Source organism: Fortiea contorta PCC 7126 (assembly GCF_000332295.1).
Classification (GTDB): Bacteria; Cyanobacteriota; Cyanobacteriia; order Cyanobacteriales; family Nostocaceae; genus Fortiea; species Fortiea contorta.
The window spans coordinates 4245176-4270119 of sequence record NZ_KB235930.1; the positions used below are offsets into that span (position 1 = coordinate 4245176).

Genomic DNA, 24944 nt, shown 5'->3' on the forward strand with positions numbered 1-24944 from the left:
CGCGCCATTATCCCGCTTCCCCTTGATTTGAAAAATCCGGCTGAAGGGGAGACGAAATAAGCTACAATATAGATTCAATAAGCTTCATGGCTCTTAAACCTTGTTGATAATGCTTCCACTTATTACGATTAATTCTCATTAATTGTGTGACTAAATCAATACAGCTATCCTTGAAATGTACCCATGTTTGACCATATAAGCCGATATAAAAACTACTGTGTCTCCGTTGAGAACGACTCCTTTCTTTAATCCGAGCTATATATTTTTGGATTCCTTTGCGTTTAATAAGTTGACCATTAATTGTTGCAGAGGTGTAAGCGATCGCTATCAACAAAACTAGAGAAATAAAACGTTCACCTTGAACATTAGTGTTTTCTAAGTTATAGCCACCTGTTTTGAAATCTCTAAACATTTCTTCAATATCAAATCGCTTTTTGTAAGCAGCAATTGCTGACTCTAGGGTGTCAAAATTTGTTAAAATAAACCATGCTTCTTTGGGTGCTACTCCGTTAATTTTACGTTGCCACTTACCAGCCACATTAAAACTGATAAAACCCTGAGTCTTTGTTACCTTAACTCCCTTGATAAAAAGATACTCCAGGAGTTAATCCTAAACTGCTTAACTCCATAAACATATCTTGTTTAATTTCTACAAATTCATTCTTTTTCAATCGCAAACAAAAATATACATCCTTGCTCTGAAGGTACTTTGCTAGTTTTACCGAGCAAAATTCTCTATCCCCCAACACACAGATTTTATAATCTTTCAATATTGCTATAACTGGCGATAATATTTTCTGCTGTTCCGTGAGATTACTACTACCTAATTTGGGCAGCAAACTAAAATATATTGGTATGGCTCTTTTATCCCAAATCACGCTGACCATTAATAAGTTTATCCGACTCCAATTAGTCCTATCAATTGCTATATAAATAATTTTTTCATTCTGGAAGTAGTTTGCTATTAGTTCTTGAATAATTGGCAACCAAACTTTTTCAATTGTGAGATTTGGTAATGATAAAAATCTTTGTATTCTTTTTCTTCTGCTTTCAAATTTAATTCCCAAAGGTAGCGCATTCGCTAATTTTTCTAAAGTTACTTCTTTGATTGACTGCAACAGATGTATCAAAATTTTTAGCAACAGATATTCTGCTAAACTCAATTGACTTTTTAAGTGCTTTTGGTACAATATAGCTAACATTATCATTAAGTAGGTCTTATTGACAAAACTAGACCTACCTTTTTCTATCACAAAACGCTACCCATCTTATACACCAAGCTTTTTAGGCTGTTTCGTCTCCCCTCCAGAAAATCCGGTAGAAGGATTAAAGCAGTTTGCTGATGAATTTGGAGATGTAGAAACTTGTCGGAGCAAATGTCAAATTGACCAGTTTCTATTAGTGCAGTACCGTTCAGAAATTGAGCAACTAGTCGAACAAGCTGACCAACTACCCAAAAACTCAAATACTAGAGGATTTATCAATATTGCCAAGAACCTAAAAGAAATATTGACTTCTTGCGCAGCAGCTTGTAACTGCAAGCGGTGTGAAAAGATTGGAGATGTTGTCATTGCTCTAAATGCACCCCGAAATATGCAATTAGAACATACTGACAATTCTTTTGACTATTTATGTCCCCCGATTAATCAACCTCATTACAAGCATCCTTCAGAAACTCAGATAGTTACCAATACATATTAATCAAAGTCATGAATCGCTAATTACGAACTATTCAACTTGTTGCCTAAGCGACAGTGTTAGAATCCTGATAGGAACTCGCTATCCCCCAACAGCGACTGTTCAACCAACCACACTGTACCAGTTGAAATAGTTGTTACCTCCGAACTTACCACAGACGAGTGGCGCGATCGCATATTTTTAGAAAGGCAAGTTGAGAGAGCATTTTACGCAGCTGCTAAAGCATTGAAAGAACTACGAGATAGACGTTTGTACCGTTCTACTCACTCAACATTTGAAGATTACTGCCGTTCCCGTTTTGGCTTTACTCACCGCCATGTGAACTACTTGATAGCTGGTTCATTGGTGGTTGATAATCTCATGGGAACCAATGGTTCCCAAATCGAGAACCAAAATGAAATGGGAACACGAGCGATAAACTGCTCCCACATCTTTTGGTCACAGTTGAAAGATGCCAGCTTCTTTGTTCTCCCTGTATTGCTCATATCTAGGTAATATCTAGGTAAACTGGGACTGTCCGCGACCGAGTCAGCGCATTATACATCATGATTTACCTTGATATTATCATGATGAGCGTCCGAGGACAATTGCAATTCATTGAAAGCGACGGAAAAGTTCAAAAATATGTTTAGCCAAAAATTGAGTGATAAAGCGATCGCCTGAAATCTGAATTTTTATTTCTCTCTCATCGCGGCACGGTACAAATGAACTATAAGACCATGTTCCTTGCTGTAATTAAGTTTTGAGTTTTTTGAACTCCATTTATAGCTTTGAACTATATGTTGTCAAGCGTGCAGAGTGAAGTATGTCCCGTCCCTTTGGTCAAATTATCGTTCAAATCACAGAAAATTCCATCCCAAAAGTGGGTGGAGAGGGATAGTCGCCCCTTCTTCAAAGGCATAGGGCATAGGGCATTGGTAGCTTCTTCCCCATGCCCGATTCCCAATGCCCAAAAACTCCCCTAGAGCAAGTGGCGTGGAGTTTTTTATTGGGAGAGTGCTGCTTCATGCAATCGCACTCGTCCAGTTATCTGAGTATGCCAGCCATTGTTGAATGTTATCGCTTTTGTAGCCAAATCAGGGGGTGACTTCCTGGCCTCGGCATCCACCTAGTCAATCATATCTGCCAATAAATTTGTCATCTCTGACTGACCTTTTTTACGGTTATCGTCATACTGAATTAATACATCCAGCTTGGCATGACGGCTGACTTTTTGCGTCCTACGCACATCCCCTTGGGTTGCTTCCAAAAGAGTTGTAATGCCGCTATGGCGGATGCGGTGGGGTGACATTAACTTTTTTACACCAGCTGCATCAAAATAATTGACAACAATTTTGCGGATGCCGTCCCCAGTAAGACGATGCCCTTTGCTACGGTTATCCAGGGCGATAAATAAGGGTGATGAAGCGGTGATATTACCCCGGACTTGCAACCAATCACAGATGGCATTCACCGTTGCCATTGATAATTTTACCCATTCATCATTCGTGCCTTTTCCTTTCCCCAAAATCCGTAATCTGCACTCATAGGGGTCAAAGTCTTTCACGTCTAGTTTGCTGACCTCATCGCGACGCAATAAATTTTCCCACAACAGCCGCAACAGCGCATAATCTCTTTGACCATGAACAGTTGAGCGCTCAATTAGCCCAATTGCACTGTTGATGGTTTGGGCATCCACCCCAGAGGTATCTCGATACGCTTTTACCTTTTCCAACTCTACATCTTCGAGCGTGTAGCTGCACACACCTAGCTGGCGAGCAAACTTCACCAACGATTTAATGCTGCTCAAGCGACGATTGACCGTTGCTTCCTTCAACCCCTGTGCTAGTAGCTTGGCCTTATATTTCAACACCACCGCCACCGCCCGTTTCTCACTCAGGTGCAAAAACTCCAACACGCTGTCAGAATTCGGCTCAACACCAGTCATCGCCACAAAAAACTTCCGCAAATCTTTCTGGTATTCGTGTCGGGTGCTGGGGGCGCGAATATTAGCAAGCATCAAAGCAATGACATCCCGTTCGTCAGGAGTTGCCGCAAAATACTGCTCAATTGGGGCATTAAGAGATTTTTCTAATGACTCTACCGCCCTTTCAATAGGAGTTTCATCGCTGGTTTTTGGGGATGCCCGTCTGGGGGAATCGGGAGTATCAGACATAGCAATGAGCGCGAAAATGGTTCTTTTCGATATCAAACCTATTCTCTCCTGATTTGCCCTGCCTAACTCACTTTGCTGCGATAAATCTGCCATTAGACGTTCACCATCACAATGTGGCTAAATATACTGCTGTGGTATTGGTGCTATTTGCTTGTTACCCAACGCTTGACTATTTCCCGTCCTGAAAGAATTTGGAAATAAATGATTATCGTGTAGGAGATGGGAGACGAGCGACGCTCGTCTCCCTCCTCCCGGTTTGATTATCATTATTACTCGGCTATAACCCCAGAAGTGAGATCGCTTGTGGATGACGCGTAGACGCTTCTTCGGCTGGCCTTTGGCATCGCCTGCTCAAAAATTCTATAGGAACAAATGTTTTAGCCCAGTTTAATTTTCTTAAATCTTTCAAAGATTGGCGGACTTCTTGAGTGGCGATCGCCACTAACCGATGTGCTTCGTTGAGAAACTGTTATGCTTGATTGGGATCGGGTTGCCACAGTTTCATCGCCGTTTGGAGTTGAATGTTAAGTGCAGTCAGGGAAGACCCCAAGGAATCATGCAAATCTCGTGCAATGCGGTTGCGTTCTTGTGTTACCGAAAGGTTAGCGAATTGCAAGGCGCATTCCCACAACGAGTCATGTATTTGAGTCAGTTGTTCCGGCGTGTAAAGTTCTTCTATCAAGGTAGTCTCTCCGTAACTTCCAGCTAATCATATATACTTCTGGGTGGAGAAGACCTATGCAAGTACAGCAGGGTTGGTAATCAAGAAAATTAAACAAAATTTTCTAATAATCCAATTCCCCATTCCCCATTCCCTATTCCCTAAATCTATTTAAAAAATCAATCTTCACCGCTAAGTTGATAATTGCACGCCCATCAATTGTTTTGTATTCCGCATTATTCAGAGCGACAATGTAAGGGCGATTATCAATAAACTGGTGTCCATTAAAGAATTATTTGTCAGTTTTAAAGAATTAGTGTCCAGTTACTTGATGTTTTGAGTCCAGTGCAAATAGAGAAATGCTCAATCACCTGTGATTCAGTTTTAAAGAATTAGTGTCACTTGCACTGACAACAGCGACAGTCAAGAAAGAGCAAGTGCTAGAAGAACGGTTTCATGATCCACATCATCAAGAGCGCAATTGGCTGTGTGACTTGAGAACTGCTATATAGGTAAATTATAGGTAATACCTGTAAAGATAGAAACAGTGTTAGAGCCTGGTGACAGTGCCTATAACAGTACCTAGACAAGAGATAAATATGAGCAACACTGGACGTAATAAACGACTAGCTTCATTCAACTGCGATGTAGAACTTTGGGAAAAGTTCACCCGCCAGTGTCGAGATAACAGTACAACAGCCACTGCCGTACTAATTGATTTTATCTCCCACTACGTAGATAATTCCTTAGACGATGTCCATTAAAGAATTATTTGTCAGTTTTAAAGAATTAGTGTCCAGTTACTTGATGTTTTGAGTCCAGTGCAAATAGAGAAATGCTCAATCACCTGTGATTCAGTTTTAAAGAATTAGTGTCACTTGCACTGACAACAGCGACAGTCAAGAAAGAGCAAGTGCTAGAAGAACGGTTTCATGATCCACATCATCAAGAGCGCAATTGGCTGTGTGACTTGAGAACTGCTATATAGGTAAATTATAGGTAATACCTGTAAAGATAGAAACAGTGTTAGAGCCTGGTGACAGTGCCTATAACAGTACCTAGACAAGAGATAAATATGAGCAACACTGGACGTAATAAACGACTAGCTTCATTCAACTGCGATGTAGAACTTTGGGAAAAGTTCACCCGCCAGTGTCGAGATAACAGTACAACAGCCACTGCCGTACTAATTGATTTTATCTCCCACTACGTAGATAATTCCTTAGACGAACTAGCTATGAGTTTAGAGAAGATAACAGCTCAAGGAAAAATAGATTGGGAACAGCTGATTAAACAACAGGTAGATAAGTATCTAGAACAACGTTTGCCCTCTTACCTAGATAAATATATAGCTGAGTTACAGCAAACAGGTAAAGAACACCAAATAAATCCTCAAAATCAAGAGTATTGGTTAGTCAAAGAACGAGCTAAATATTTAGGAATAGAAATAACTGACAATCAACTCATACATATCGAATTGTATGCCAATGACGCTTTTAAACAAAGGCATGGAACTTTACCTAAGAAAAAGCTATTTCGTAATATTGAGTCTTTCACTTATCCCCAAAGTGATGTTGATATTTTAGATGCAGCTATATTAAAAATAACGGGGATTGAAAGAGAAAACTGAAAAGACTTACTTACCTTTATGAAAGTGGGGTTACTGATGCACGCGCTAGAGACGAATGGTAATTTTTAACTAGTAAGATGCTCTATTAACAATTCTTATATGTGGGATTATTCAGCTAAATGGACATTCTGCTAGTAGGTTTACTACGAGTCAACAAAATGGATTTCAAAGATGAAACATTGAGAGCTAAGTCAGGCTTTTCTAGGGAAAAGATGGCAATCTTTCGTAGCATTTCATATAGAGTTTCAGCCTGTCCCCCTGACCTTTCATAAAGAATGTTTACGACGGCACTATCACTTGCGAGATTTAATGGTTGTTTCCATTCGCCTAGAACTTGAGACTCCCAACTTGATACGACTTCGGCTATTTCTTGCTTCTGGAATGAGCTAAATTCATGCCAATCTAAGAATGTATTGGCTACATCCGTGTATTTCTTACTTTGACGAGTGAGAATTTCGTGTAGATAAAGCGAACCTACAGGAATTACGGAAATTTTTAAGTGGCGAGCAATTTCAACAAGCTCGTTAAAAGATTGATAGCTGAGGTAATGTGCATTCCCAACGATTAGCACACTAACGTTGTAGTAACTGAGTGTCATCCAAGTACGATTTCTTAAAAGTTTTAATTGACATACTCCCGTAAAAGGATTACTCAGTTCTGACAAAATTGCTAGAAATAAATCTGTTGGAGAACCAGGCTGTTGAACTTGTGCATAAACAACAGGCATGGGAATTGTATGTAAACTTCCTCGTTTCCGCACATATCTCAGGCGATAAAATTGACAAGCTTTTCTCAAATCTGCACAACTAACTGCAACAACATAACCATTAGCTCTAGAGTCACGTTGCAAATCTAACCAGTTGAAAAGTTGTCGGTCTCGGATGAAAAGGTAATAGGTATCACTTTTTCTCAGACGCTCAATTAAAGATTCTATTTCTGGCGAATGTTTTGATAGCGCCCCCAGGTCAGTTTCCGGCTCTTGCTCTTCTAACAATTGTTGATAATTTAGTGATGATTGCGCCATAAAGACTACCAATTCTCTTCCATAATTTGGTTCCAGTCATAAGCAATGGTTGGAATCGGTTTAACGCATTGTTGTTTGGGTTCACTGACCAAGTTGAAAGCTGATTGTTCAGATAGTTCAGGAGCATCTGTTTCCCTTTCTAAAACAACAGCAGTCTCCTTTTCTTCAGGAAATAATTCAATAACTTTGCTTTGATTTAATTTGCGGTTAATCCGTTTTTGTTCTGAAGCTCGTCGTTGTTTAAGTGTCTTGATTTTCTCTTGAGCAAACTCATTTAAAGCTAGTCGCTCTGATAATATTGATGACTGGTCAATAGCTTTACCACCAGAGCGAATTTTTTGCTTTGTTGCCTTCCACTCTTTCAACGACAGTCGTTCTTCATCTAAATCTCTGGCTTTTACCGTACCTAGAAAAACAGATGCTTGATTGTTCTTCTCCACGCTATAAACTAGGAGAGTAACAATATTGCTGGGATTGTATCTGAGAGTGACTTGTTGTCCCTCAAATTTTTGTAGCCAAGTAGCACTATAGATTAAACACTCAAACTGTACACAGCCATACGCTTGCACACAGCGCGGTACTGTCTTCATTAAGCATATATCTAACGCACGTTCTTCTAGCAGCTGAGGTTGTTTGCCAATTAACCCTGCCCACCACCGTTGAATTCGTGTCTGATTCTTGACTCTTGGATAGAGATGTTGATTGTAGTGGTCAACAAAATATCGAGTTAATATTCTTTCAAATTCTTCGTAGGTGATGCAGGCATACTTTTCGGCATCTGATGGTCTTTTTTGGACATTGGAGCCTTTATAGCCTGGTAGCATTGACAAAACTTCCTTATTTGCCTTGTCAAACAGGCTTTCAATTAAACCTCCTTGCTGCGGATAAGCACGTAACCGTAGTTGAATGTTCAAATCCATTGCAATTTGTCGCAAATGCCCAGATTTAAATTCCTTAGCTCGGTCTGTGACAATATACTCAGGCAAACCCGCAAGCATCCACTCATGTTGTATTTGGTAATCAGGCGGATACTGCTTGGGCCTCATAGCATGACGCAGAGCTAGCGCTACTTCATGAGATCCTGCTGCCTCAAAGCCTAGATAGAACCCCATTGCACACCCGGAATAGCTATCGATGACAACAGTAATGTAGAGACTACCAGCTAGTTCCAAATTTTCATTTACTAATAAACTGTCTAAACGAGTATGGTCTATTTGCCAGACTTGATTACTACGCTCAACTACTAACTCTCCTGCTGTTGTCTTAATTACAATCCGAGAACCTTGCCCTGGATGCCGGACTTTTTTCTTTTCAACTAAGGGAGCTAGCACTTGATAAACAAAAACATGGCTTGGGTATTCACCCTCTTTCAACCCTAATTCTAATTCGGCATGTCCCTGAACCTGGTTATAAACTTGGTTGCGATTCATGCGACGGCTATTTTTATTGCCATCTTTATAGGTTTTTTCGATAAAATCTATCCAATACTCCACGCTCTGATGCCATTGCTTTTTCCCTCTGCGTTTCCCAGCATCTGAGCGTGTGGCTTTGGCTATTGCTGCTAATCCTTCTTTGTCAGCTTTAGACAACATGCGGGTAATGGTTCGTGGATGCTTCCCTAACTTTTGCGCCCACTGTTTGATACGTTCTTGTTTGCTATCACCAGAAGCAGTACGGATATCCTCTATTGCATCCATTTTTAAAAGAATCTCTGTTTTCGTTTGGGCATCCTCAATTTGCTCAATCAAGATTTTGCGGTCTTGTTGAGTGGACACCGTCAACTCCGTCCCTATGGGTGCCACCTCAAACAGATTGTTTTGTTCATCTTGTCTAGCTTTCTTTTCTAGCATTGATGCTTTTAAGTATTACAAACGTGCTACTTGCGCCCGAAAAGGCATTTAATTATTTAAGCTTAGTCGAGCCACTTTTTCAAGAAAAGGCATTTAATTATTTAAAAGTCTTCAAGATATATAAAAGCGGCAAAAAGCACCAACCCCTTTATTTATAAGGTTTTTAGCCTCTTACACCACTTGACACTAATTCTTGAAAAATGACAAATAATTCTTTAATGGACAGTTGAGGTTCTAATTCTGCCAATGTGAAAAATTGAATATCACCTTGGTTTTGCCGTGTATTACATGGATAAAACTGCTTTTTAATTATTTCCTCCAAATAATCTGCTCTGGTTAATCCCGAACACTCAGAAACAATACCTAACTGCTTCCAAGTATCATCTGTTAGTCGCAAAGAACGGACTTCACGATAGTCATCATTTTTGAGTGTAAACTTACCTTGAATCCCACATTCCGCAGATTGGTAAATCATGTCCTTGTTTTAAGAGTTAAGAGTTCCCTTTCATTAGCGATCGCGGCTTTTCTGAGGTAATGGTTTTTCTAAAATTTTACACGCAATACTGACAAAATTTCTCTAACTGGGGCTTTATCTGCTTCTAGCTTCTCTATTCTCTCTAATAGTCGTTTTGGAATGTACTTGCACTTTTTAACAAGGCGATCGCCATCTTTCCAAAACTCATAGTGATACCAAGCCTGGGGATAATCTTTACCGTGAAGAGTGATGGTTTTCCACTCAATGGAGCCACTACCCAATCCTTTATCCCGCCTAGTTTTACTAGGGCTGTTTTTACAAGGGGATATCTCTGACTGCTCAACATCTTTACTAAGGCTGTTTTTACTGGGGGATATCTCTGACTGCTCGACATCTTTACTAGGGCTGTTTTCGATATCCCCCAGTAATTTGTTTTTACTAGGGCTAGTTACAACACCCAGTAATCCCAAAATTTCTTTAATTGGGCGCTTCTTGAACTCTGCTTCTTGAATAACCCCCAGTAAATTCTTGGGAATGTATTTGGTTTTCTTCCTTCCTTTTTCTTGCCAATGATAATAAGCCTGGGGGTAGTCCTTTCCACCCCTAGTAATGGTGCGCCAATGAATGCTACCGTTACCCTCACCCCAATTTCTGCGCTTTTTACTAGGGCTATCTTTACTGGGGGATATCTCTATTTGTTCAGAATTTTTACTAGGGCTATCTTTACTGGGGGATATTTCTACTTGCTCAGAATTTTTACTAGGGCTATTATCAATACCCCCCAGTAAAAATTCCGATACCGCAGGCGGGTGGTTTCGACAGGAGTTTGAAAACTCAGATATTTCATCACTGCAAATTCTGGATAATTCCATATGACTTGTCAAAAAACACTGTTGCTGCGCCTGTACTACCGTGGCGAGATTTAGCCATGATGAGTTCTAGAATTCCTTGGTCTTCTGTATTCGGGTTGTAGTAATCGTCCCGGTAAGCAAGGATGATATTATCGGCAACCATCTCTAGAATTCCTGACTGGCTGAGGTCACTCATCATCGGACGCTTATTCTGTCTACTCTCTACTCCCCTGGAGATTTGAGAAAGTGCCAGCACTGGAACATCTAAATCCCCAGCCATTTTGTAAATTCCCCTGGCCACATCTCCGAGTTCATAACTGCGGTTACCACCAGAGTCCTCTGCCATCATTTGCAGGTAATCGACTACAACTAACCCTAGCTTTCCTTCTTTAGCTTTAACTTGACGGCATTCAGAAGCAATTCCAGAAACGGTAATGCCTCGGCTATCATTTATGTACAGAGGCAGTTCAGAAGCAATACCAATAATTTTGGCAACGCTATCAAACTCCCAGTCAGCTAGGGGTTCAGAGCCGGCGCGGTGTCTGCGGATGCGATCGCATTTTAAAGGCAGCAACTCAAAATGCTTGTAGGCATTGGTGACACTTATTAAACTCCACAACCGATACTCCAATTGCTTTTTAGTCATCTCTAGTGAAAAGAAGATGACGGGTAACTTGTGAAGTAGTATCATCTGCAAAGCTAGAAAACTAGCAATGAAAGACTTTCCCATTGATGGTCTGCCGCCAACAATGGTGAGAGTGCCACCTTCAAATCCCACCATTAACTTATCGAGTTCAGAAAGTCCCGTAGGATAAATGGGACTTTTAGACTCTAATTCTTCATAAGCAGCAATGTTAATCGTGCTGTTGTGTTCAGTGTTTGAGCCTAAGCTTTGGTGAGAAAGTTGAAAGATTTTTTGTTCTGAGCGGTCAAGGATAACTGGTAGCTCAGTTTCTGTCTCGTAGCCCAGATGCACAATTTCATTGCCAGCCTTGATCAACTGCCGCCGCATATACTTATCCATCACCAACTCAGCTAAGGCATCGATGTTGACAGCTGACACGGTGCGGTCTATGAGCGTTGCTAATTTATTTCTACCACCAATACGGGCAAGCAAATCGTGGTCAGCAAGCCAGCTTGTGACCGCCAGCAAGTCAGTAGGTTTACTTTGACTGTAGAGCCTAAGAGCTGCTTGATAGATATCTTTGTGGGAGCTAATGTAAAAGGCTTCTGGAATCAGCTGATCGCTCACCCTACCCATCGCTTCTGGATCAAGCATTATCCCACCCAAAATCGCCTCTTCCACTTCGATGTTTTGGGGTGGTAGGCGATCGCTGCCTTGAAAACTTAGTTGTTCAGCCATAAGCAACTTGAAATTTTAGATTGAGGAGGGCAAAGCTTTTGAAAGTAGGCAATTTATCAACTAAACCCACTCATTTTGAACTGGGCTAAAGCCCACAGGCTTTTAGCCGTGGGTTGCTTACGTGGGACTCGCCGTAATCTCTGATTCGTTGAGCCACTCTGTGATCGCGCATACACGCAGATTCAGGCAGAGGTGTAGGTAGTTGACTCATGTTTTGCCTCTCAAGTTTTCAATGGCTTGCAGCCGTTGTTCCTCAATTTCTTGTTGAAGCTTTTTCGCAATTTGGCTGTTTCTCGATTTTTTGGATGAAGAATGCTGCGAATCCAAGAATTTTTCGTAATAAACCTCCCAGCGATTTTTTCCGGCTTTGTTCTTGTGAGCTAACCAAGCTTCGATGTCGTTCACTGGCTGACTAAGATTTTTGGTTTTTTCCACACAAAAATTCAAAAAACTCGCTCGCTCTTCTTCTGAGAGAGTCTGAATAAAGTCTGAATAAGTCTTAGGATCTGAAGATTGGCTCTGGGCAAGGCTTTCAGAACTCGGTTGTTGCGTAGCGATCGCGTCTGTTGCGTCATGATCACGCTTGTTGCGTAGCGATCGCGCTTGTTGTCTGTAGGCAACAGTGTTGTCTGTAGGCAACACTGTTGTCTCATCGCAACAATGAAGCCCCCCAGCTAAAATTTTGACTTTGACTTTCAGTAGTTCAAGGTCAACAAATCCCTTGTCATCTAAGGCTTTGAGAGCGCGGCTAACTGTAGAGCGATGTACTTCTTTATTCTCTGTTGACAGTTGCCTAGCTATCCCAGAAACAGACAACTCAACCCCGTCGCCATAAGGGTCGAGAGTGCGAATGTAGTACAGCACATCTTTCTGTGCTGGCGTTAATTCTCGGCAGGCTTTCAGCCATTCTTCGTGCTGGAGTGGGTAAAATTTACCTTGAATTTTTGAACTGTTTTGTGTCATTATTTTCCTAATCAGCAAAAAAATCTTCAGCCCCTGTCCCCCCAGACAGGGGCTATTTCAAATACCAGCTATTTGACGCACAGAAATAAAGAGCAGGGCGATTAGGAACTTCAGGTGCAACTTGATGTATGCCGAAACTTTCTGAACCTACGCCCTCAAAAGTGTCGTCAAAGCAAGTATTAGCCGAAGTTAGGCTCTACTCGAGAAAAGCAGATGTTATGTTTTAAGTCATGTGTTGACTGGGTTTGAAAAGAGAAAGTCCCTTGTTATCATTTAATTATCCATATCTTCAAAAATCCTCATACCGTTCTCCCTAAATACCGCATACTATAACAGATAACTAATCCTATAATTAGCTAGCAATGCAAAATTTTGTAACAGAGGAAACTTCTCTTTACCAGCAACTATTTGACGAGATGTTTGATAGGTTCAGCCTTTCGGCAAAGGTTGTAGCCAAGCAAGCTGGAGTTTCCGAGGTACTAATTTCCAGATTCCGTAAGGGAAAGGCTGACTTGGGAACTAGAAAGTTTCTAGCATTGTTAGGGGCTGTTCCTATGGAAGCAAGGGAATGGTACTTGTCTCAGCTGCTTGGGGCGAAACCGGGTGTAAGCCTGCAAAAGCTTGTATCTACTGCTTCTCCTGTAGAAAAAGTTGAAATCCTTAACTTGATTGCCCATTCTTTCCTAGAAGAGCGCAAAACTACTGGGACAAGTGAATGGATGTCATCAGCAGTGTGATCCATAGCAATCCCACGGTATAAGCGAACATAAGGGATAATATGTGTACTTGTTACCTGCTCACATCCTATTTTCCAGCGATCCGATTGGATGCTCCCCATGTTCGTCAGTCCAAAATACTTGCATGGTAAAGATTTTGTGTGGGGATGGTCAAATGATTTTAGGTATAAACTCATAGTCTACCAAGTTAACATTATTACTTCAGTCAGTTCGTAATGGCTGTATCCCTGATAACTTTGTGAAAATTTTAGAGATGCTCAGTTGGAGGTGCAGTCTGGGGTCTTGCAAGCCTGGTATACCCTAATTTACTTTACCCTTTGAGAAGCCGTCCTCTGTATATCTACGCATACACTGAACGTCAATGCTTTTTATTCGTAAAAATAATCATCCGTAACTAGTTAACGATCTGGATGCTGTGACTGCGGGGGATGAGCCTGAAAATGTAACTTATGTCTGCAATGTGGAATTGAAAAAAGGTGATGTAGAGGTTTTGTTATATAGAATTTGCAATTTGGTGTAAAAACAGAATTGTATCAAAATGCGTATTTTTTTCCATCAAATGATACTTATTGAGTTAGGGAGTGAAGTGTGAAACTGAGAAAGAATCAGTAAATACTTTGGCACAAATCGAGTTTGGTGGAGTAAAGAGAAGTTTATGTGAATAAACGGTAACTTATGCAGTTTACTTCAAATCTATCTCTACTTTATTTATTGACTAAGTTGATTTCATTAAACATGGCTATAAAAAGGAATAATCAACAGATGACAGAGAATACGACTCAGCAGACAGGACGAGTGGTGATTATTACTGGGGATAAAGGAGGTGTGGGTAAATCCACATTTGCTAGAGGATTACTTCAGCTATATATCAACAAAAAGTTGAAGTATTTGGCTTACGATTCGGATCATCGCAATGCTCAATTATACAGACACTATAATTCGGTGGAACCTGGAGTAAAGCTGCTGGATATTTTTACTAGAGGTGGTGCCGACGACTTGTTGGTAGACTTGGAAAGTGAACGTCTCCCACTAGCATTGGTTGACTTACCAGCCCAATCTGGCGCGTTTTTTGAAGAGTTCGAGAAGGACTTGGGCGTTTTTGATGCAGTTAAAGAATTGGGCTACAGAGTCACTATGGTAAACGTATTGTCCAGGGTAAAAGACTCAGTGAATATTCTGCGTGTCCTTCATGAGTATTGTGGCGATCGCGTGGATTATGTAGTTGTGAAGAATCTGTTTCATGGAGAAGCCGATAAGTTTGAGCGATATCAAGACTCTGAAACTCGTACCAAACTTTTGTCAGCTGGGGCTATGGAAATTCTGATGCCCGACTTGTTTTTCAAACCTTATGATTATATTGATGAAAAAAACTTGCCTTTTAGTGCAGTTTTAGAGAGCAAAGAAGCCAACATTGTTGTTAAATCTCGTGTTTCAGCTTGGCTTAAGGAATTTGAACAAAACGTCTTGGTTGCAGCTTGTTTGTTGGGGTTAGAAAATGCAGCAACAAGTCAGGCCGCTTAATCAAAATCCTCTAGATATTCTCCTTAATTCCAAGCGACTGGTGATGACAGTTGGTGCTGGAGGGGAGACGAAACAGCCTAAAAAGCTTGGTGTATAAGATGGGTAGCGTTTTGTGATAGAAAAAGGTAGGTCTAGTTTTGTCAATAAGACCTACTTAATGATAATGTTAGCTATATTGTACCAAAAGCACTTAAAAAGTCAATTGAGTTTAGCAGAATATCTGTTGCTAAAAATTTTGATACATCTGTTGCAGTCAATCAAAGAAGTAACTTTAGAAAAATTAGCGAATGCGCTACCTTTGGGAATTAAATTTGAAAGCAGAAGAAAAAGAATACAAAGATTTTTATCATTACCAAATCTCACAATTGAAAAAGTTTGGTTGCCAATTATTCAAGAACTAATAGCAAACTACTTCCAGAATGAAAAAATTATTTATATAGCAATTGATAGGACTAATTGGAGTCGGATAAACTTATTAATGGTCAGCGTGATTTGGGATAAAAGAGCCATACCAATATATTTTAGTTTGCTGCCCAAATTAGGTAGTAGTAATCTCACGGAACAGCAGAAAATATTATCGCCAGTTATAGCAATATTGAAAGATTATAAAATCTGTGTGTTGGGGGATAGAGAATTTTGCTCGGTAAAACTAGCAAAGTACCTTCAGAGCAAGGATGTATATTTTTGTTTGCGATTGAAAAAGAATGAATTTGTAGAAATTAAACAAGATATGTTTATGGAGTTAAGCAGTTTAGGATTAACTCCTGGAGTATCTTTTTTTATCAAGGGAGTTAAGGTAACAAAGACTCAGGGTTTTATCAGTTTTAATGTGGCTGGTAAGTGGCAACGTAAAATTAACGGAGTAGCACCCAAAGAAGCATGGTTTATTTTAACAAATTTTGACACCCTAGAGTCAGCAATTGCTGCTTACAAAAAGCGATTTGATATTGAAGAAATGTTTAGAGATTTCAAAACAGGTGGCTATAACTTAGAAAACACTAATGTTCAAGGTGAACGTTTTATTTCTCTAGTTTTGTTGATAGCGATCGCTTACACCTCTGCAACAATTAATGGTCAACTTATTAAACGCAAAGGAATCCAAAAATATATAGCTCGGATTAAAGAAAGGAGTCGTTCTCAACGGAGACACAGTAGTTTTTATATCGGCTTATATGGTCAAACATGGGTACATTTCAAGGATAGCTGTATTGATTTAGTCACACAATTAATGAGAATTAATCGTAATAAGTGGAAGCATTATCAACAAGGTTTAAGAGCCATGAAGCTTATTGAATCTATATTGTAGCTTATTTCGTCTCCCCTTCAGGTAAATTGCAGTTCACTTAGTCGAGAAACTATTTCATCTCCAAAGGCTGCAAAAACGAAATTTGATACCTTTTTTCGAGTATTTAAGTGTGAATTATCCCCTTGTTCCAATTCGTCTTGACGAGAAGCGGATATGCTCCAGGTAGCTGCGGCGGCTGATAGTTTTTGGTCTTCTGGGATGGAGATGTAGAAATTTTCAGCCAATAAATAAGCCTCTTGAAACAGCAGTTTGGTTTGGCTTTCCTTAAGTTCAGGCTTGAGTTCGACTAATGTGGCTCTCTCAGTTATCATTCCAGACTTCAATTTGTAGTCAATTATAGATTGCTGACTGACTGTTCCTAATTTGCGAAATTTGGGTTCTCCATTCTCCATCTCCCCATTAATTTGTGCTACTGCTAGCAGTGTATGAGGACGTTCTGGAGAGCGGTATTTCTCTGGTATTTCTTCTAGGCGAATGTTGAGTATTGAACTGTTCCAAATTTCAGGATGTCCGTAGCGAGTCAGGTTAGTGATTTCAATTTGTGCGCCACTGCTAGTCTGTACAAGCGCGTAAGGTCCTTGCTCTGTCTCTCGGCGCTTATTTAGTCTTGTGGCTTCATTGAATTTATCATCAAACTTTTGTTTCGCTAATATAGCTTGATATTTTTGTTGTGGAGTGAATTCTACACCTTTAAATAAATCTTGAAATTGAACAATAGGACGTGATTCTAGTTGAGATTCTTGGAAGTATTTGTTGGTTTGGTTGATCAGCAGTTCTACCGGAGAGTAGCCAGTAGTAGTGACACCTTCACTGAGATAGACGGAGGATAATTTTTTGTCTTTAATATAATTAACATCTCGATATAGATAGCGCTTATTTTCAGCAATAATCTGCATATCTGGTTTCTTCGCACTTTTGAATAAATCAACTGCAATTTGATTTTGAAAGCAAGCCTCCTCAATCATTTGGCGATACATAATGCGGTTAATTTCCATCGCCTTTTCTATCACTTCATAATCTCTGTTTTGAACTGATTCCAGTTCCAGAAATTCCTGTATCTGTTCTCTATATTTTTCTCTAATAGGCTGAGGATTTTTTTGATTATTTTCTAGGGCGACTAATTTTTTATAGTGATTAGCGGGACTTAAACAAAAATTAAGCCCAAATAAAGCCGAAACTGGCTTTATGAGAGGCAAATACGTCACGATTAATGGTTAGCCATTCAAAAAAACGGAAAGAAATCGCTGTTCTAAACGCTTCTAAAGCATCAGTAAAAGTGTTCAAAGGTTTAGTTGCCCACCTACGTCTCAAACCCCCAGTCAGCTGATGCCAAAGAATAAAAGTATAGGCACAAAAAACCAGGATAAAATGTCGTATGAGACTAGTTTTATCTCGGACTTGATATTCTTTTAATCCGAGAAAGCCTTTGGCTTCTCGATAGAAAACTTCCACCCAATTTCGTTGAGAATAGGTGTTGACTATCCATTCTGGAGTGACAACAGATGTAGAAACATTAGTGATAAAATAGTCGATATCAGTGGCATTTGAGAAAGTATCAGCATTCATCACGATAGCTATACTTCGCTGTCCCTCTAGACGTGATATCTCTACAAGTCTTGTTGCTACCCACACTGTTCGGGATTTATCTAATTTGAGTTTAATTTCGCTAAAAGCTTCTTGGGGCAACGTCTGTGCTAATTCATCTAGCCTGATTGTTTGTTGATAATTTCCTTGGTTACTAATTGTGACTTTCCGATTTTTGGCTACTCCTCCTAAATACTTTAAGTTTCGCTTTTCTAGTTCTAATAGGAATGATGTATTGTTACCATATCCCGCATCTACAATTACTATTCCTGGTTGATATCCTCGCTCTCTTGTTTGGTCTATTAACTTAATTGCTATCTCGGTTTTCTTCTCAAATAATGGGTCTTGTTTCCCCTGTGGTAATGAATCAGCGTGCTGATATAACTCTATATCTAATGGTAGGCTTTTTCTGCCATCATATAAATGACTTGTTACCACTACTATTCCATTATCAGTCTTACCGATTTCTCCAATATATTGTCTTCCAACTCCTTCAGTCAAGTTACCACTTTTCCTATGCCCTGAATCATCAATTATCAAGCTAAATCCCCGATTAATTCTAGTTTGACTACACTTGTTCATTACCTCCAAGCGTCTTTCATTCAGCTTTTTAGCCGACCAAGGTGCATCTGTTAAAAAGTGGTGTAATCTATGGTAATTCACCCCTATGGCGTTTCCTGCCATCTGTAACAGGTTTTTTCTCTCACTTTCCCCCAATAATCCCCCTAAATAATGTCTGAACTCCCTTTTTTGCGCTTGATGATTAAATACATCATCAAACCTTTGACACCATTTTTCAAAGCATGGGGGCATGGCTGTGGGAGTTGTCTCTTTCATCAGGCTTATTTTAACGTGAAACCTATGCTATATCTGCATTATAACCTCTTTTGCTCTCTTTTTTTGCTTAAGTCCCGTTAGATACTTGGTCTACATACTCTGCTTGTTGTTGCAAAGTACCATAAGTTTTTAAAATTTCAATTTCTGACTCCAAAGCTTCTATTGCTGTAACATGGTTATTGATGATGCCAACGCTGATGCTATCACTCATGTGGATAGCAATTTCTTCAAATTCTGGCTGTGTACCATCTTCTCTGTAAAAGGATTGCTTCTTTAGCTTAACTGTAGGAGCATAGGCGTTTTCAGGAATATTTCTGTACTCTGCTTCTGCTGTAAAATTGGGATATTTACTTGCCAGTTCTACACCAATACAGTCACCATCAAAATCACGACCTTGGCGTTCTGATTCTGTTTCTGCTGGGTCTATTTCTTCGGTTGCAATCGAGAGTGCTTTGAGTGCGTCAATTCTAGCGAGTATGCGCTTGTGGTCTTCGTCGTTGACTACAATGATACCTTCCAAAGATTTACCATCTGGCCCTAAATAATCTTCAACATATTTATTGAGGGAGACACACAAACCATTGGAATTGAGGAAGGGAGAACGGAAATTCAGGATTTTTTCTCCCTCATTCATCCAAGGAACACAGATTTCACCGTTTTTGAGTTCTTTAGAGGGAATAATCATGCCTCTATCAAAGGTGAGGGTGCGACCAATGGCAATATCTCGCCATTCATTTTGCACAAATCGACTTAGTTCTTGTCTAACTTTCTCAGTTTCCAAAATTTGGGCATGACCGAGTAAGTCTGCCTTGATAATTTTGTACATTAATAAATCATCTTTTTCATATTTAGCATTATCTTCATTCAAATCATCTGTATCTAATTCTTCATCTTGGTTAAGATTAGTGGTGGATAATTTTACTTGTTTTTCAAGTGTTCCATCTGCCACAAGGTCAGCGATAGCTTGTTCTAGGGAAACTTTTTGTTGTTCAGTGAATGCCTTGCGTTTTTCGTACTTTTCGCAATACAATTGTGCAACTTTTCTGGGGTCTTTCTGAATTTCGGTAAGTTCTTGGGCTTGCTTTTCTAGTTCTTCTGCAAAGTCCTTGATACCTTGAGGAAAAGAAGCCAACATCTGAGAAATCGCAGTCTTCCCCTTTTGGGACTGCGATTTTTCACCTAACCAAATAGTTTGATTGTAAAGACCTGGCTTGATTTGCGGTTTAATTGGACTAGAGGGATTATCTTTGTCTGTACCTTTGAAGCTTGACAGGGGAATAATCAGGTCTATTTTGGGTTTGTTATTCGGGTTTGCATACTCTAACTGGGTTAAGTTGTGGGGTCGCAGTGTTCCTTTGCCAAAGCGAAATTTGGTGTCTTCTCCGTCTCCCTCTCTCCATCCAAAACGATGTTGGATTACACGATAACTTTTATCTTGTTCTTCTTGCTTTTTTGTTAGTTTGTTGTACAAGTCAGTCGCAATTTGACCGTAGCAATCTCCAACTAATTTCCAAGCATCTTCCTTATTTAGTATTCCTCCATTTTCTCCAGTGGCATCATCTACTACTAGAATATTCAATCGCTCATTAATTGCATTTTTGCACTCTCCAAGAAATATGGAACCATAAGCACCTCTATCCTTGCGGTCCGGACATAGTTTTTCAACTACTTCCAAACATTCTTGTAGCCCATAAAGTAGTCGTGTTTTAGACGAAAATAGCAGAACATGACTATCTGGATGGTTCTTCAGGTCTTCTGCCTTTGTATGTTCGTCCATTTGCCCAAAGGAGAACTGTTTGTCAGGGAATAAGAATTCTAGCAGCGTGTTATCCAATTTCTCAGTTAGAATTGAGTTGGAATTGCTGGTATCTCCTTGAATATATGACCATTGATTTAATCTGGTGTCAAAGTGCTTGAATGTGAGTGTCATATTCTAATTTATTTGTGGACAAAAAGTTTTTAAATTTGTGAGGGTTTTAATATGTCAAGGTTAAAGCGCTGGCTTTATTTAAATACAAAAAAAGTTAACGCAGACGGCACTTTAAGAGAAGATTATATAAATGAACGATTAGCTAAAGATATCAACCAGGCATCAATTGATGATTATGCTGTGACACTCAAGACAGAATATGAGCGATTAAAGTTATTAGATGAAACAGACCCTGAGTTGTGGGTGGAGTATACTGCTTATGACCTTTTCAGTGAGAAAGATAAAAAGCAGTTTAATCCTGATGGGTCGCTCAAGCCAGAGTATGTGGAATACGCACTTCATCAGCTGCAATTGCGAGAAAGTTATTTGATGGAAATCGAATTTAATAAAAAAAAGGAAGTTGCTGATTTTAATAAAATGTCTGAGGAATGGAAATCTAGGGGTCAAAACTTTGGTGAGTATTTGATGAATTCTCGTCGTAGTGCTGCTCAAAATCGTAGATATAACCTCAAGCAGATGTCTCAAGACATCCGCAACGGTGAAGATATTGACTCTCTTCCACTTGATATTGAACCGGATGATTATTATCAGCAGCAAGGGTACAATCCAATGCATCATAATTTTTAACTCAAATAAAAACTGTGCAGGGTAATATCTACTTCACTCCCTGCCAGATTTTATGAATTCTTTATTTGAAACTGCTAGCAATAAAAATCGTATTTTCCCTTTATATCTTTGTCTACCCGTATATCAAAAAGTATAAATGCAAGTATTGTTAATTACCTGGTATTTCGAGATTTTGCAAGAAACTACTTGTCTTTTGTATTCATAGTCAGATTTTCGCTTTTTTAAGCTCAACTTCCCCCGGTGCAAATGTACTAAACAGCCCTTAAACCCTTGCTAGGCAATCAACCTGGCTCTAAGCGCAAATATAAGCATACCCGTGTAAGCTCTGGAAGTATTGGTACAACTAAGGTAAGCTAAAATTGGGGGTGAACGCCTCAAATTCTCCACGCAAACCCTTTTGACAATTTGTACCCAGTAAGAGCAATTCAAAAAAGCTTGAAAGTCGCTCTAAAAAAGAGTTAGCTCTTTTTGGATAAGGGGAGTTCAGTTTAAGTTATTTGCCTATAGCTAATTTCACAATTTCTGTACAGAGGCTGTTTAGTTGATCTTAGATTCCTTCAAAAGCACTTACTACTTTGGCAAACCATTCTAAAATAGAAGGTACTTGATTTTTATGCTGCCATAACCAATCCATAGCTGTTGTAACTTTCTTAACTTGCTGACGACTCATTATATTGAGCAATACTTTTTCTCTTCCTTTTAATGTTGGGTCGTCACTCTGCCAAATTTCTTGCATTACCCAACGTTCCATAATGGAGGAACTAAAAGCATATTTGCCAACATTTTCTGTGCGAATAATTACACCTTGTTCTTTGAGGCTGGTGAATTCTCGATCTCTTTGGTTAAAGATTAAGTCAATACCACCTAAATCAAAGCGCATTCTTTTATGTAGGCGACCATTGATAGCAGATAAAGCCATTAACATTAATAAGCTTTGTTCTATTTCTGAGCATCGATTCCACATACTTTGAAAAATCTGTCTGGTTCTATTTTCAAACTCATCAGCAAATGCTTGCTTATCAAAGTGGGTTGGGTTGATTATTTGTCTATAAACCATAAAACCAGCAATTTGTACAAGATATGGATGTCCGCCAGAAATTTCGGCGATCGCCTCTTGTAAAGAGTATCTAATTTGGGGAATATTAGCTTTAAGTATTTGCTCGACTTCGCGCTGGGAAAATAGCTTGAGAGATAAGAAGAGATAGTGATTGAACCAAGGTGAAACTTTCGGGTCTTGCTTAGGTCCAAGTTCGCTGAGGCGCTGGAGTGAACTCACCACCATTGAAAGATATTTTCTTTCGGTGGCGGCGTTAGCTAGGTAACGACAATCTTTGACAAAAGCGTCCATTTGTGCTTCTGTATATTGCTCGTTAGTTCGCAAAGCGTGGTCGTAGTTATCTATTAGTAACAACAAAAATTTATTGTGTTCTCCCAGCTTTTTTAAAGCTAGTTGGAGGTTGTCTCTTTTTGCTGGTTCTGTGGTGATTAATGCGTCAATTTCTGTTTGTAGTGTGGGTTCATTCGCCAATTTTGCAGCTACTGCGAGCAAAATTTCTCGCCAGAACCCGGCGGGGGTGAAAGGCTCAACGACTTCGCAGTTGAATCGGAGGGCGATCGCATCCTCTGATTTGTGTAAATATTGTTGCAATACTCGTGGATCTGCGAGTTTATCCAAAAAGGAAGATTTACCCATTCCTGGTCCACCCCAAATCGACAAATTACCGCCGTTATTGATTTGCTCAAACGCCGTTGTAATCTCATTTATCCGCCCAAAAAATCTGTCTGGGGGAACTGGCTCTCCGACAACGAAGGGATTTGAGTGACGCGCCTCAGTTCTTGCTTGTAGGCGATACTCTTGGACTTGTGTATTGTTTGGCTCTATCTGCAAAACTTTGGTAAATTGTTCTTGTGCTTGGTCGATTTTCCCTTGAGTGATCAATTCACGGCCATAAGCTAGGAGCGATCGCACAAACTCATCCTTATTTCTTAATGAATCAAATTGGTAAGCTCTAGCGTAAAATTCCACAGCCTTCTCATAATTTCCTAATCTTGAGTAGCCCTCCGCTAAATCTAAGACAGTACTAAAATGATTAGGATTAATTTTCAAAATATCCTCGTAAAGAATTAATGCTCTAGCTGTGTTACCTTGTAGATGCAAGGTATTTGCTGCATCTCGTAGACTTTTCCAGTATTCTTGCCCAAGAATTTCCAGATTACTTATCTCTCGTTTTAGTGGATGACTTTCAATCGACCAACGACGAACAAATTCCACTTTTACCCGACATTTTGTGTCATCTAAGAAATCATTTTCTGCCAAGTTTTCAGATGCTTGAATGAGTGAATCTGTTGGGATAACTCCAAATTTTTCTAATAATTTTAATGGCTCTTCAGGCGATTCTTGGTTTTGCTCAATGGCTATTTGTTGAGCCTCTGCCACAGCAGCAAAAACTATCTGTTCTGTAATTGATAATCCCTGCCACATCCATGCCAAACCGCCTTCAGCAATCTCCATTGCTGGTTCTATAATATTTTCTACATCTTCTGCTGTGACCTGCAAGTTGTTTTCATATCTGGCTTGTCTAAAAATTATAAAGCAGATTATTTGGGTAAAATATGGGTGTCCTGCCGATATTTGTAGAATTGTTTGGATTGCGTCCCGGCTATACTCTAATAATCCTTCAGCAGGTTTAGTTATTAGCCGTATAGCACTTATCTCATCAAGTAAATCAATTTTGTACCTAGGCACACTCTTGAACAAGTTGAAAATGCTTGGAATATTACTGAAACTGACTATTACAGGAATTATATATAATTTTTCTTGTTGACTCAAAAGTATTTGTAAATAACTTAAAAAATTTGGTTCTCTGCTGGAAAATATTACATCAAATTCATCAAGCAAAAGTACTAATTTTTTATCTTTTATTTGCTCATAAACTTGTAGTAAAAATTTTAAATAAAAAGTATTTAACTCGTCTTCTAATTCTTCTAATGTCGGTAGGGTCAACTCATATAAACTAAGTTCGTCAACAATCGCTGTTGCTAGTTGATGTAAAATATTAATTAGCGGAAACTTAGATTTATCAGCCAAATCAAATTCGACAAATACAAAATCCTCAAGTCTATTAAAAATGGGAATCATCTTCAATACAGATGACTTCCCTATGCGTCTTTGACCATGTAAAACAATAATTCGTGTGCCTAGGTTGAGATAATCTTCAATAAGTTGAAACACATTTTCTCGCCCAAAGAACCTTTCTGGTTCTTGTATGGGAGTACCAACTATATAAGGGTTCCAGCTTGTTTCCAAAGATGCAGCTGATTTGTAAATGCCAATAGGTTTTGAGTCGCCAGGTACTGTTTTCCTAACATTGATACCAGCTAAATTTAGCACCTGAAGCTCTATACCCCAAGAATTTACTAATGTAATTTTTATCTTCCCCTGTATCTCCTTTGATGCTGCCTTAAGCAGAAATTTTGCAGGGCCGTAAGTCCCGCCGAAACGGTGTAGGACTAATGTTGGTTCCCCCATAGGCTTGCTACTAAATAGCGATCGCGGTAAAGTTTCCAACATGCAAGTAATTGGGTATTCCTCTTCCTGATATTGCCACTCCCCATCCCCAGATAGTTCCAAATCAATGGTCATTAAATAAGTTTTATCAACCTGCGCTTCTTGGGGATAGTTGATAATTGGTTTAATGGATATGGGTAGTTGCTGTTCTTCAGACATGGCAC

The 24944-nt window shown here is 39.5% G+C and carries 19 protein-coding genes and 1 pseudogene; 7 read left to right on the forward strand and 13 right to left on the reverse strand.

Annotation, left to right across the window (positions count from 1 at the left end; all coding sequences use genetic code 11):
- Positions 1 to 61: 61 nt before the first annotated feature.
- Positions 62 to 1202 (reverse strand): annotated as a pseudogene (locus MIC7126_RS27945) (IS4 family transposase).
- A 19-nt stretch (positions 1203 to 1221) separates the two neighbouring features.
- On the opposite strand from MIC7126_RS27945, the gene MIC7126_RS27950 reads away from it, so the two are divergent.
- Positions 1222 to 1701, forward strand: a complete 480-nt coding sequence (locus MIC7126_RS27950; RefSeq protein WP_017654888.1) for a hypothetical protein — start codon at positions 1222 to 1224, stop codon at positions 1699 to 1701.
- A gap of 1105 nt (positions 1702 to 2806) precedes the next feature.
- Here MIC7126_RS27950 and MIC7126_RS0119710 read toward each other — a convergent pair.
- Positions 2807 to 3853 (reverse strand): tyrosine-type recombinase/integrase, encoded by a 1047-nt coding sequence (locus MIC7126_RS0119710; protein ID WP_154655932.1) that lies wholly within the window; start codon positions 3851 to 3853, stop codon positions 2807 to 2809.
- Between the two features lie 469 nt (positions 3854 to 4322).
- Complete coding sequence (locus tag MIC7126_RS29580) at positions 4323 to 4535, reverse strand: histidine kinase (protein WP_081603052.1); 213 nt, start codon at positions 4533 to 4535, stop codon at positions 4323 to 4325.
- 578 nt (positions 4536 to 5113) lie between these two features.
- Here MIC7126_RS29580 and MIC7126_RS31360 point away from each other — a divergent pair.
- Positions 5114 to 5278, forward strand: a complete 165-nt coding sequence (locus tag MIC7126_RS31360; protein WP_154655933.1) for a hypothetical protein — start codon at positions 5114 to 5116, stop codon at positions 5276 to 5278.
- Positions 5279 to 5589: 311 nt separating this feature from the next.
- Positions 5590 to 6144, forward strand: coding sequence for a hypothetical protein (locus MIC7126_RS0119715; RefSeq protein WP_017653103.1), 555 nt, complete (start codon positions 5590 to 5592; stop codon positions 6142 to 6144).
- A 115-nt stretch (positions 6145 to 6259) separates the two neighbouring features.
- Here MIC7126_RS0119715 and MIC7126_RS0119720 read toward each other — a convergent pair whose 3' ends face one another.
- The 6 genes from MIC7126_RS0119720 to MIC7126_RS0119745 form a co-directional block, all read right to left on the reverse strand.
- On the reverse strand, positions 6260 to 7168 hold the full coding sequence (locus MIC7126_RS0119720; RefSeq protein WP_017653104.1) for an ATP-binding protein: 909 nt from the start codon (positions 7166 to 7168) through the stop codon (positions 6260 to 6262).
- A gap of 5 nt (positions 7169 to 7173) precedes the next feature.
- The gene (locus MIC7126_RS0119725; RefSeq protein ID WP_017653851.1) at positions 7174 to 9018 is read right to left on the reverse strand and encodes a Mu transposase C-terminal domain-containing protein; all 1845 of its coding nucleotides are present in this window, start codon (positions 9016 to 9018) and stop codon (positions 7174 to 7176) included.
- Positions 9019 to 9181: 163 nt separating this feature from the next.
- Positions 9182 to 9493 (reverse strand): hypothetical protein, encoded by a 312-nt coding sequence (locus tag MIC7126_RS31365; protein ID WP_017654890.1) that lies wholly within the window; start codon positions 9491 to 9493, stop codon positions 9182 to 9184.
- A gap of 68 nt (positions 9494 to 9561) precedes the next feature.
- On the reverse strand, positions 9562 to 10365 hold the full coding sequence (locus MIC7126_RS0119735) for a hypothetical protein (protein ID WP_017654891.1): 804 nt from the start codon (positions 10363 to 10365) through the stop codon (positions 9562 to 9564).
- On the reverse strand, positions 10340 to 11707 hold the full coding sequence (dnaB, locus tag MIC7126_RS0119740; protein WP_017654892.1) for a replicative DNA helicase: 1368 nt from the start codon (positions 11705 to 11707) through the stop codon (positions 10340 to 10342). Before dnaB ends, MIC7126_RS0119735 begins: the two co-directional genes overlap by 26 nt.
- A 207-nt stretch (positions 11708 to 11914) precedes the next feature.
- A complete protein-coding gene (locus tag MIC7126_RS0119745) occupies positions 11915 to 12670 on the reverse strand; it encodes a MarR family transcriptional regulator (RefSeq protein WP_017654893.1) in 756 nt (251 codons plus the stop codon).
- A 362-nt stretch (positions 12671 to 13032) separates the two neighbouring features.
- Here MIC7126_RS0119745 and MIC7126_RS0119750 point away from each other — a divergent pair, with 362 nt between their 5' ends.
- From MIC7126_RS0119750 to MIC7126_RS0119760, 3 genes are all read left to right on the forward strand, one after another.
- Positions 13033 to 13407: a hypothetical protein gene (locus tag MIC7126_RS0119750; protein ID WP_017654894.1), complete on the forward strand. Its 375-nt coding sequence runs from the start codon at positions 13033 to 13035 to the stop codon at positions 13405 to 13407.
- A 762-nt stretch (positions 13408 to 14169) separates the two neighbouring features.
- A complete protein-coding gene (locus MIC7126_RS0119755) occupies positions 14170 to 14928 on the forward strand; it encodes a nucleotide-binding protein (protein WP_017654895.1) in 759 nt (252 codons plus the stop codon).
- A 163-nt stretch (positions 14929 to 15091) separates the two neighbouring features.
- Positions 15092 to 16234 (forward strand): IS4 family transposase, encoded by a 1143-nt coding sequence (locus tag MIC7126_RS0119760; RefSeq protein WP_017652111.1) that lies wholly within the window; start codon positions 15092 to 15094, stop codon positions 16232 to 16234.
- 17 nt (positions 16235 to 16251) lie between these two features.
- On the opposite strand, the gene MIC7126_RS0119765 is transcribed toward MIC7126_RS0119760, so the two are convergent.
- The 3 genes from MIC7126_RS0119765 to MIC7126_RS0119775 form a co-directional block, all read right to left on the reverse strand.
- Positions 16252 to 17439 carry a hypothetical protein gene (locus tag MIC7126_RS0119765; protein ID WP_338010320.1) on the reverse strand — a complete coding sequence of 396 codons (1188 nt, stop codon included), beginning with the start codon at positions 17437 to 17439 and terminating at the stop codon, positions 16252 to 16254.
- Positions 17390 to 18655, reverse strand: a complete 1266-nt coding sequence (locus MIC7126_RS0119770) for an IS701 family transposase (RefSeq protein ID WP_017651096.1) — start codon at positions 18653 to 18655, stop codon at positions 17390 to 17392. The genes MIC7126_RS0119765 and MIC7126_RS0119770 overlap by 50 nt, the downstream gene beginning before the upstream one ends.
- 67 nt (positions 18656 to 18722) lie before the next feature.
- Entirely contained in the window at positions 18723 to 20585 is a 1863-nt protein-coding gene (locus MIC7126_RS0119775; RefSeq protein WP_026100394.1) for a hypothetical protein, read from the reverse strand.
- Between the two features lie 51 nt (positions 20586 to 20636).
- Between MIC7126_RS0119775 and MIC7126_RS0119780 the strand changes: the two genes are divergently transcribed.
- The gene (locus tag MIC7126_RS0119780) at positions 20637 to 21212 is read left to right on the forward strand and encodes a hypothetical protein (protein ID WP_017654896.1); all 576 of its coding nucleotides are present in this window, start codon (positions 20637 to 20639) and stop codon (positions 21210 to 21212) included.
- 547 nt (positions 21213 to 21759) lie between these two features.
- Here MIC7126_RS0119780 and MIC7126_RS29585 read toward each other — a convergent pair.
- Positions 21760 to 24939, reverse strand: a complete 3180-nt coding sequence (locus tag MIC7126_RS29585) for an AAA family ATPase (protein WP_017654897.1) — start codon at positions 24937 to 24939, stop codon at positions 21760 to 21762.
- Between the last annotated feature and the right edge of the window lie 5 nt (positions 24940 to 24944).

Excerpts from the sequence above, each read along its gene's own strand:
- MIC7126_RS0119760 (WP_017652111.1), top strand. The coding sequence starts at position 15,092 with ATGTTAGCTATATTGTACCAAAAGCACTTAAAAAGTCAATTGAGTTTA.
- MIC7126_RS0119715 (WP_017653103.1), top strand. The coding sequence starts at position 5,590 with ATGAGCAACACTGGACGTAATAAACGACTAGCTTCATTCAACTGCGAT.
- MIC7126_RS0119725 (WP_017653851.1), bottom strand. The coding sequence starts at position 9,018 with ATGCTAGAAAAGAAAGCTAGACAAGATGAACAAAACAATCTGTTTGAG.
- MIC7126_RS0119720 (WP_017653104.1), bottom strand. The coding sequence starts at position 7,168 with ATGGCGCAATCATCACTAAATTATCAACAATTGTTAGAAGAGCAAGAG.
- MIC7126_RS0119775 (WP_026100394.1), bottom strand. The coding sequence starts at position 20,585 with ATGACACTCACATTCAAGCACTTTGACACCAGATTAAATCAATGGTCA.
- dnaB (WP_017654892.1), bottom strand. The coding sequence starts at position 11,707 with ATGGCTGAACAACTAAGTTTTCAAGGCAGCGATCGCCTACCACCCCAA.
- MIC7126_RS31360 (WP_154655933.1), top strand. The coding sequence starts at position 5,114 with ATGAGCAACACTGGACGTAATAAACGACTAGCTTCATTCAACTGCGAT.
- MIC7126_RS0119780 (WP_017654896.1), top strand. The coding sequence starts at position 20,637 with ATGTCAAGGTTAAAGCGCTGGCTTTATTTAAATACAAAAAAAGTTAAC.
- MIC7126_RS29585 (WP_017654897.1), bottom strand. The coding sequence starts at position 24,939 with ATGTCTGAAGAACAGCAACTACCCATATCCATTAAACCAATTATCAAC.
- MIC7126_RS0119710 (WP_154655932.1), bottom strand. The coding sequence starts at position 3,853 with ATGTCTGATACTCCCGATTCCCCCAGACGGGCATCCCCAAAAACCAGC.
- MIC7126_RS0119745 (WP_017654893.1), bottom strand. The coding sequence starts at position 12,670 with ATGACACAAAACAGTTCAAAAATTCAAGGTAAATTTTACCCACTCCAG.
- MIC7126_RS0119750 (WP_017654894.1), top strand. The coding sequence starts at position 13,033 with ATGCAAAATTTTGTAACAGAGGAAACTTCTCTTTACCAGCAACTATTT.
- MIC7126_RS0119770 (WP_017651096.1), bottom strand. The coding sequence starts at position 18,655 with ATGAAAGAGACAACTCCCACAGCCATGCCCCCATGCTTTGAAAAATGG.
- MIC7126_RS0119755 (WP_017654895.1), top strand. The coding sequence starts at position 14,170 with ATGACAGAGAATACGACTCAGCAGACAGGACGAGTGGTGATTATTACT.
- MIC7126_RS0119735 (WP_017654891.1), bottom strand. The coding sequence starts at position 10,365 with ATGGAATTATCCAGAATTTGCAGTGATGAAATATCTGAGTTTTCAAAC.
- MIC7126_RS31365 (WP_017654890.1), bottom strand. The coding sequence starts at position 9,493 with ATGATTTACCAATCTGCGGAATGTGGGATTCAAGGTAAGTTTACACTC.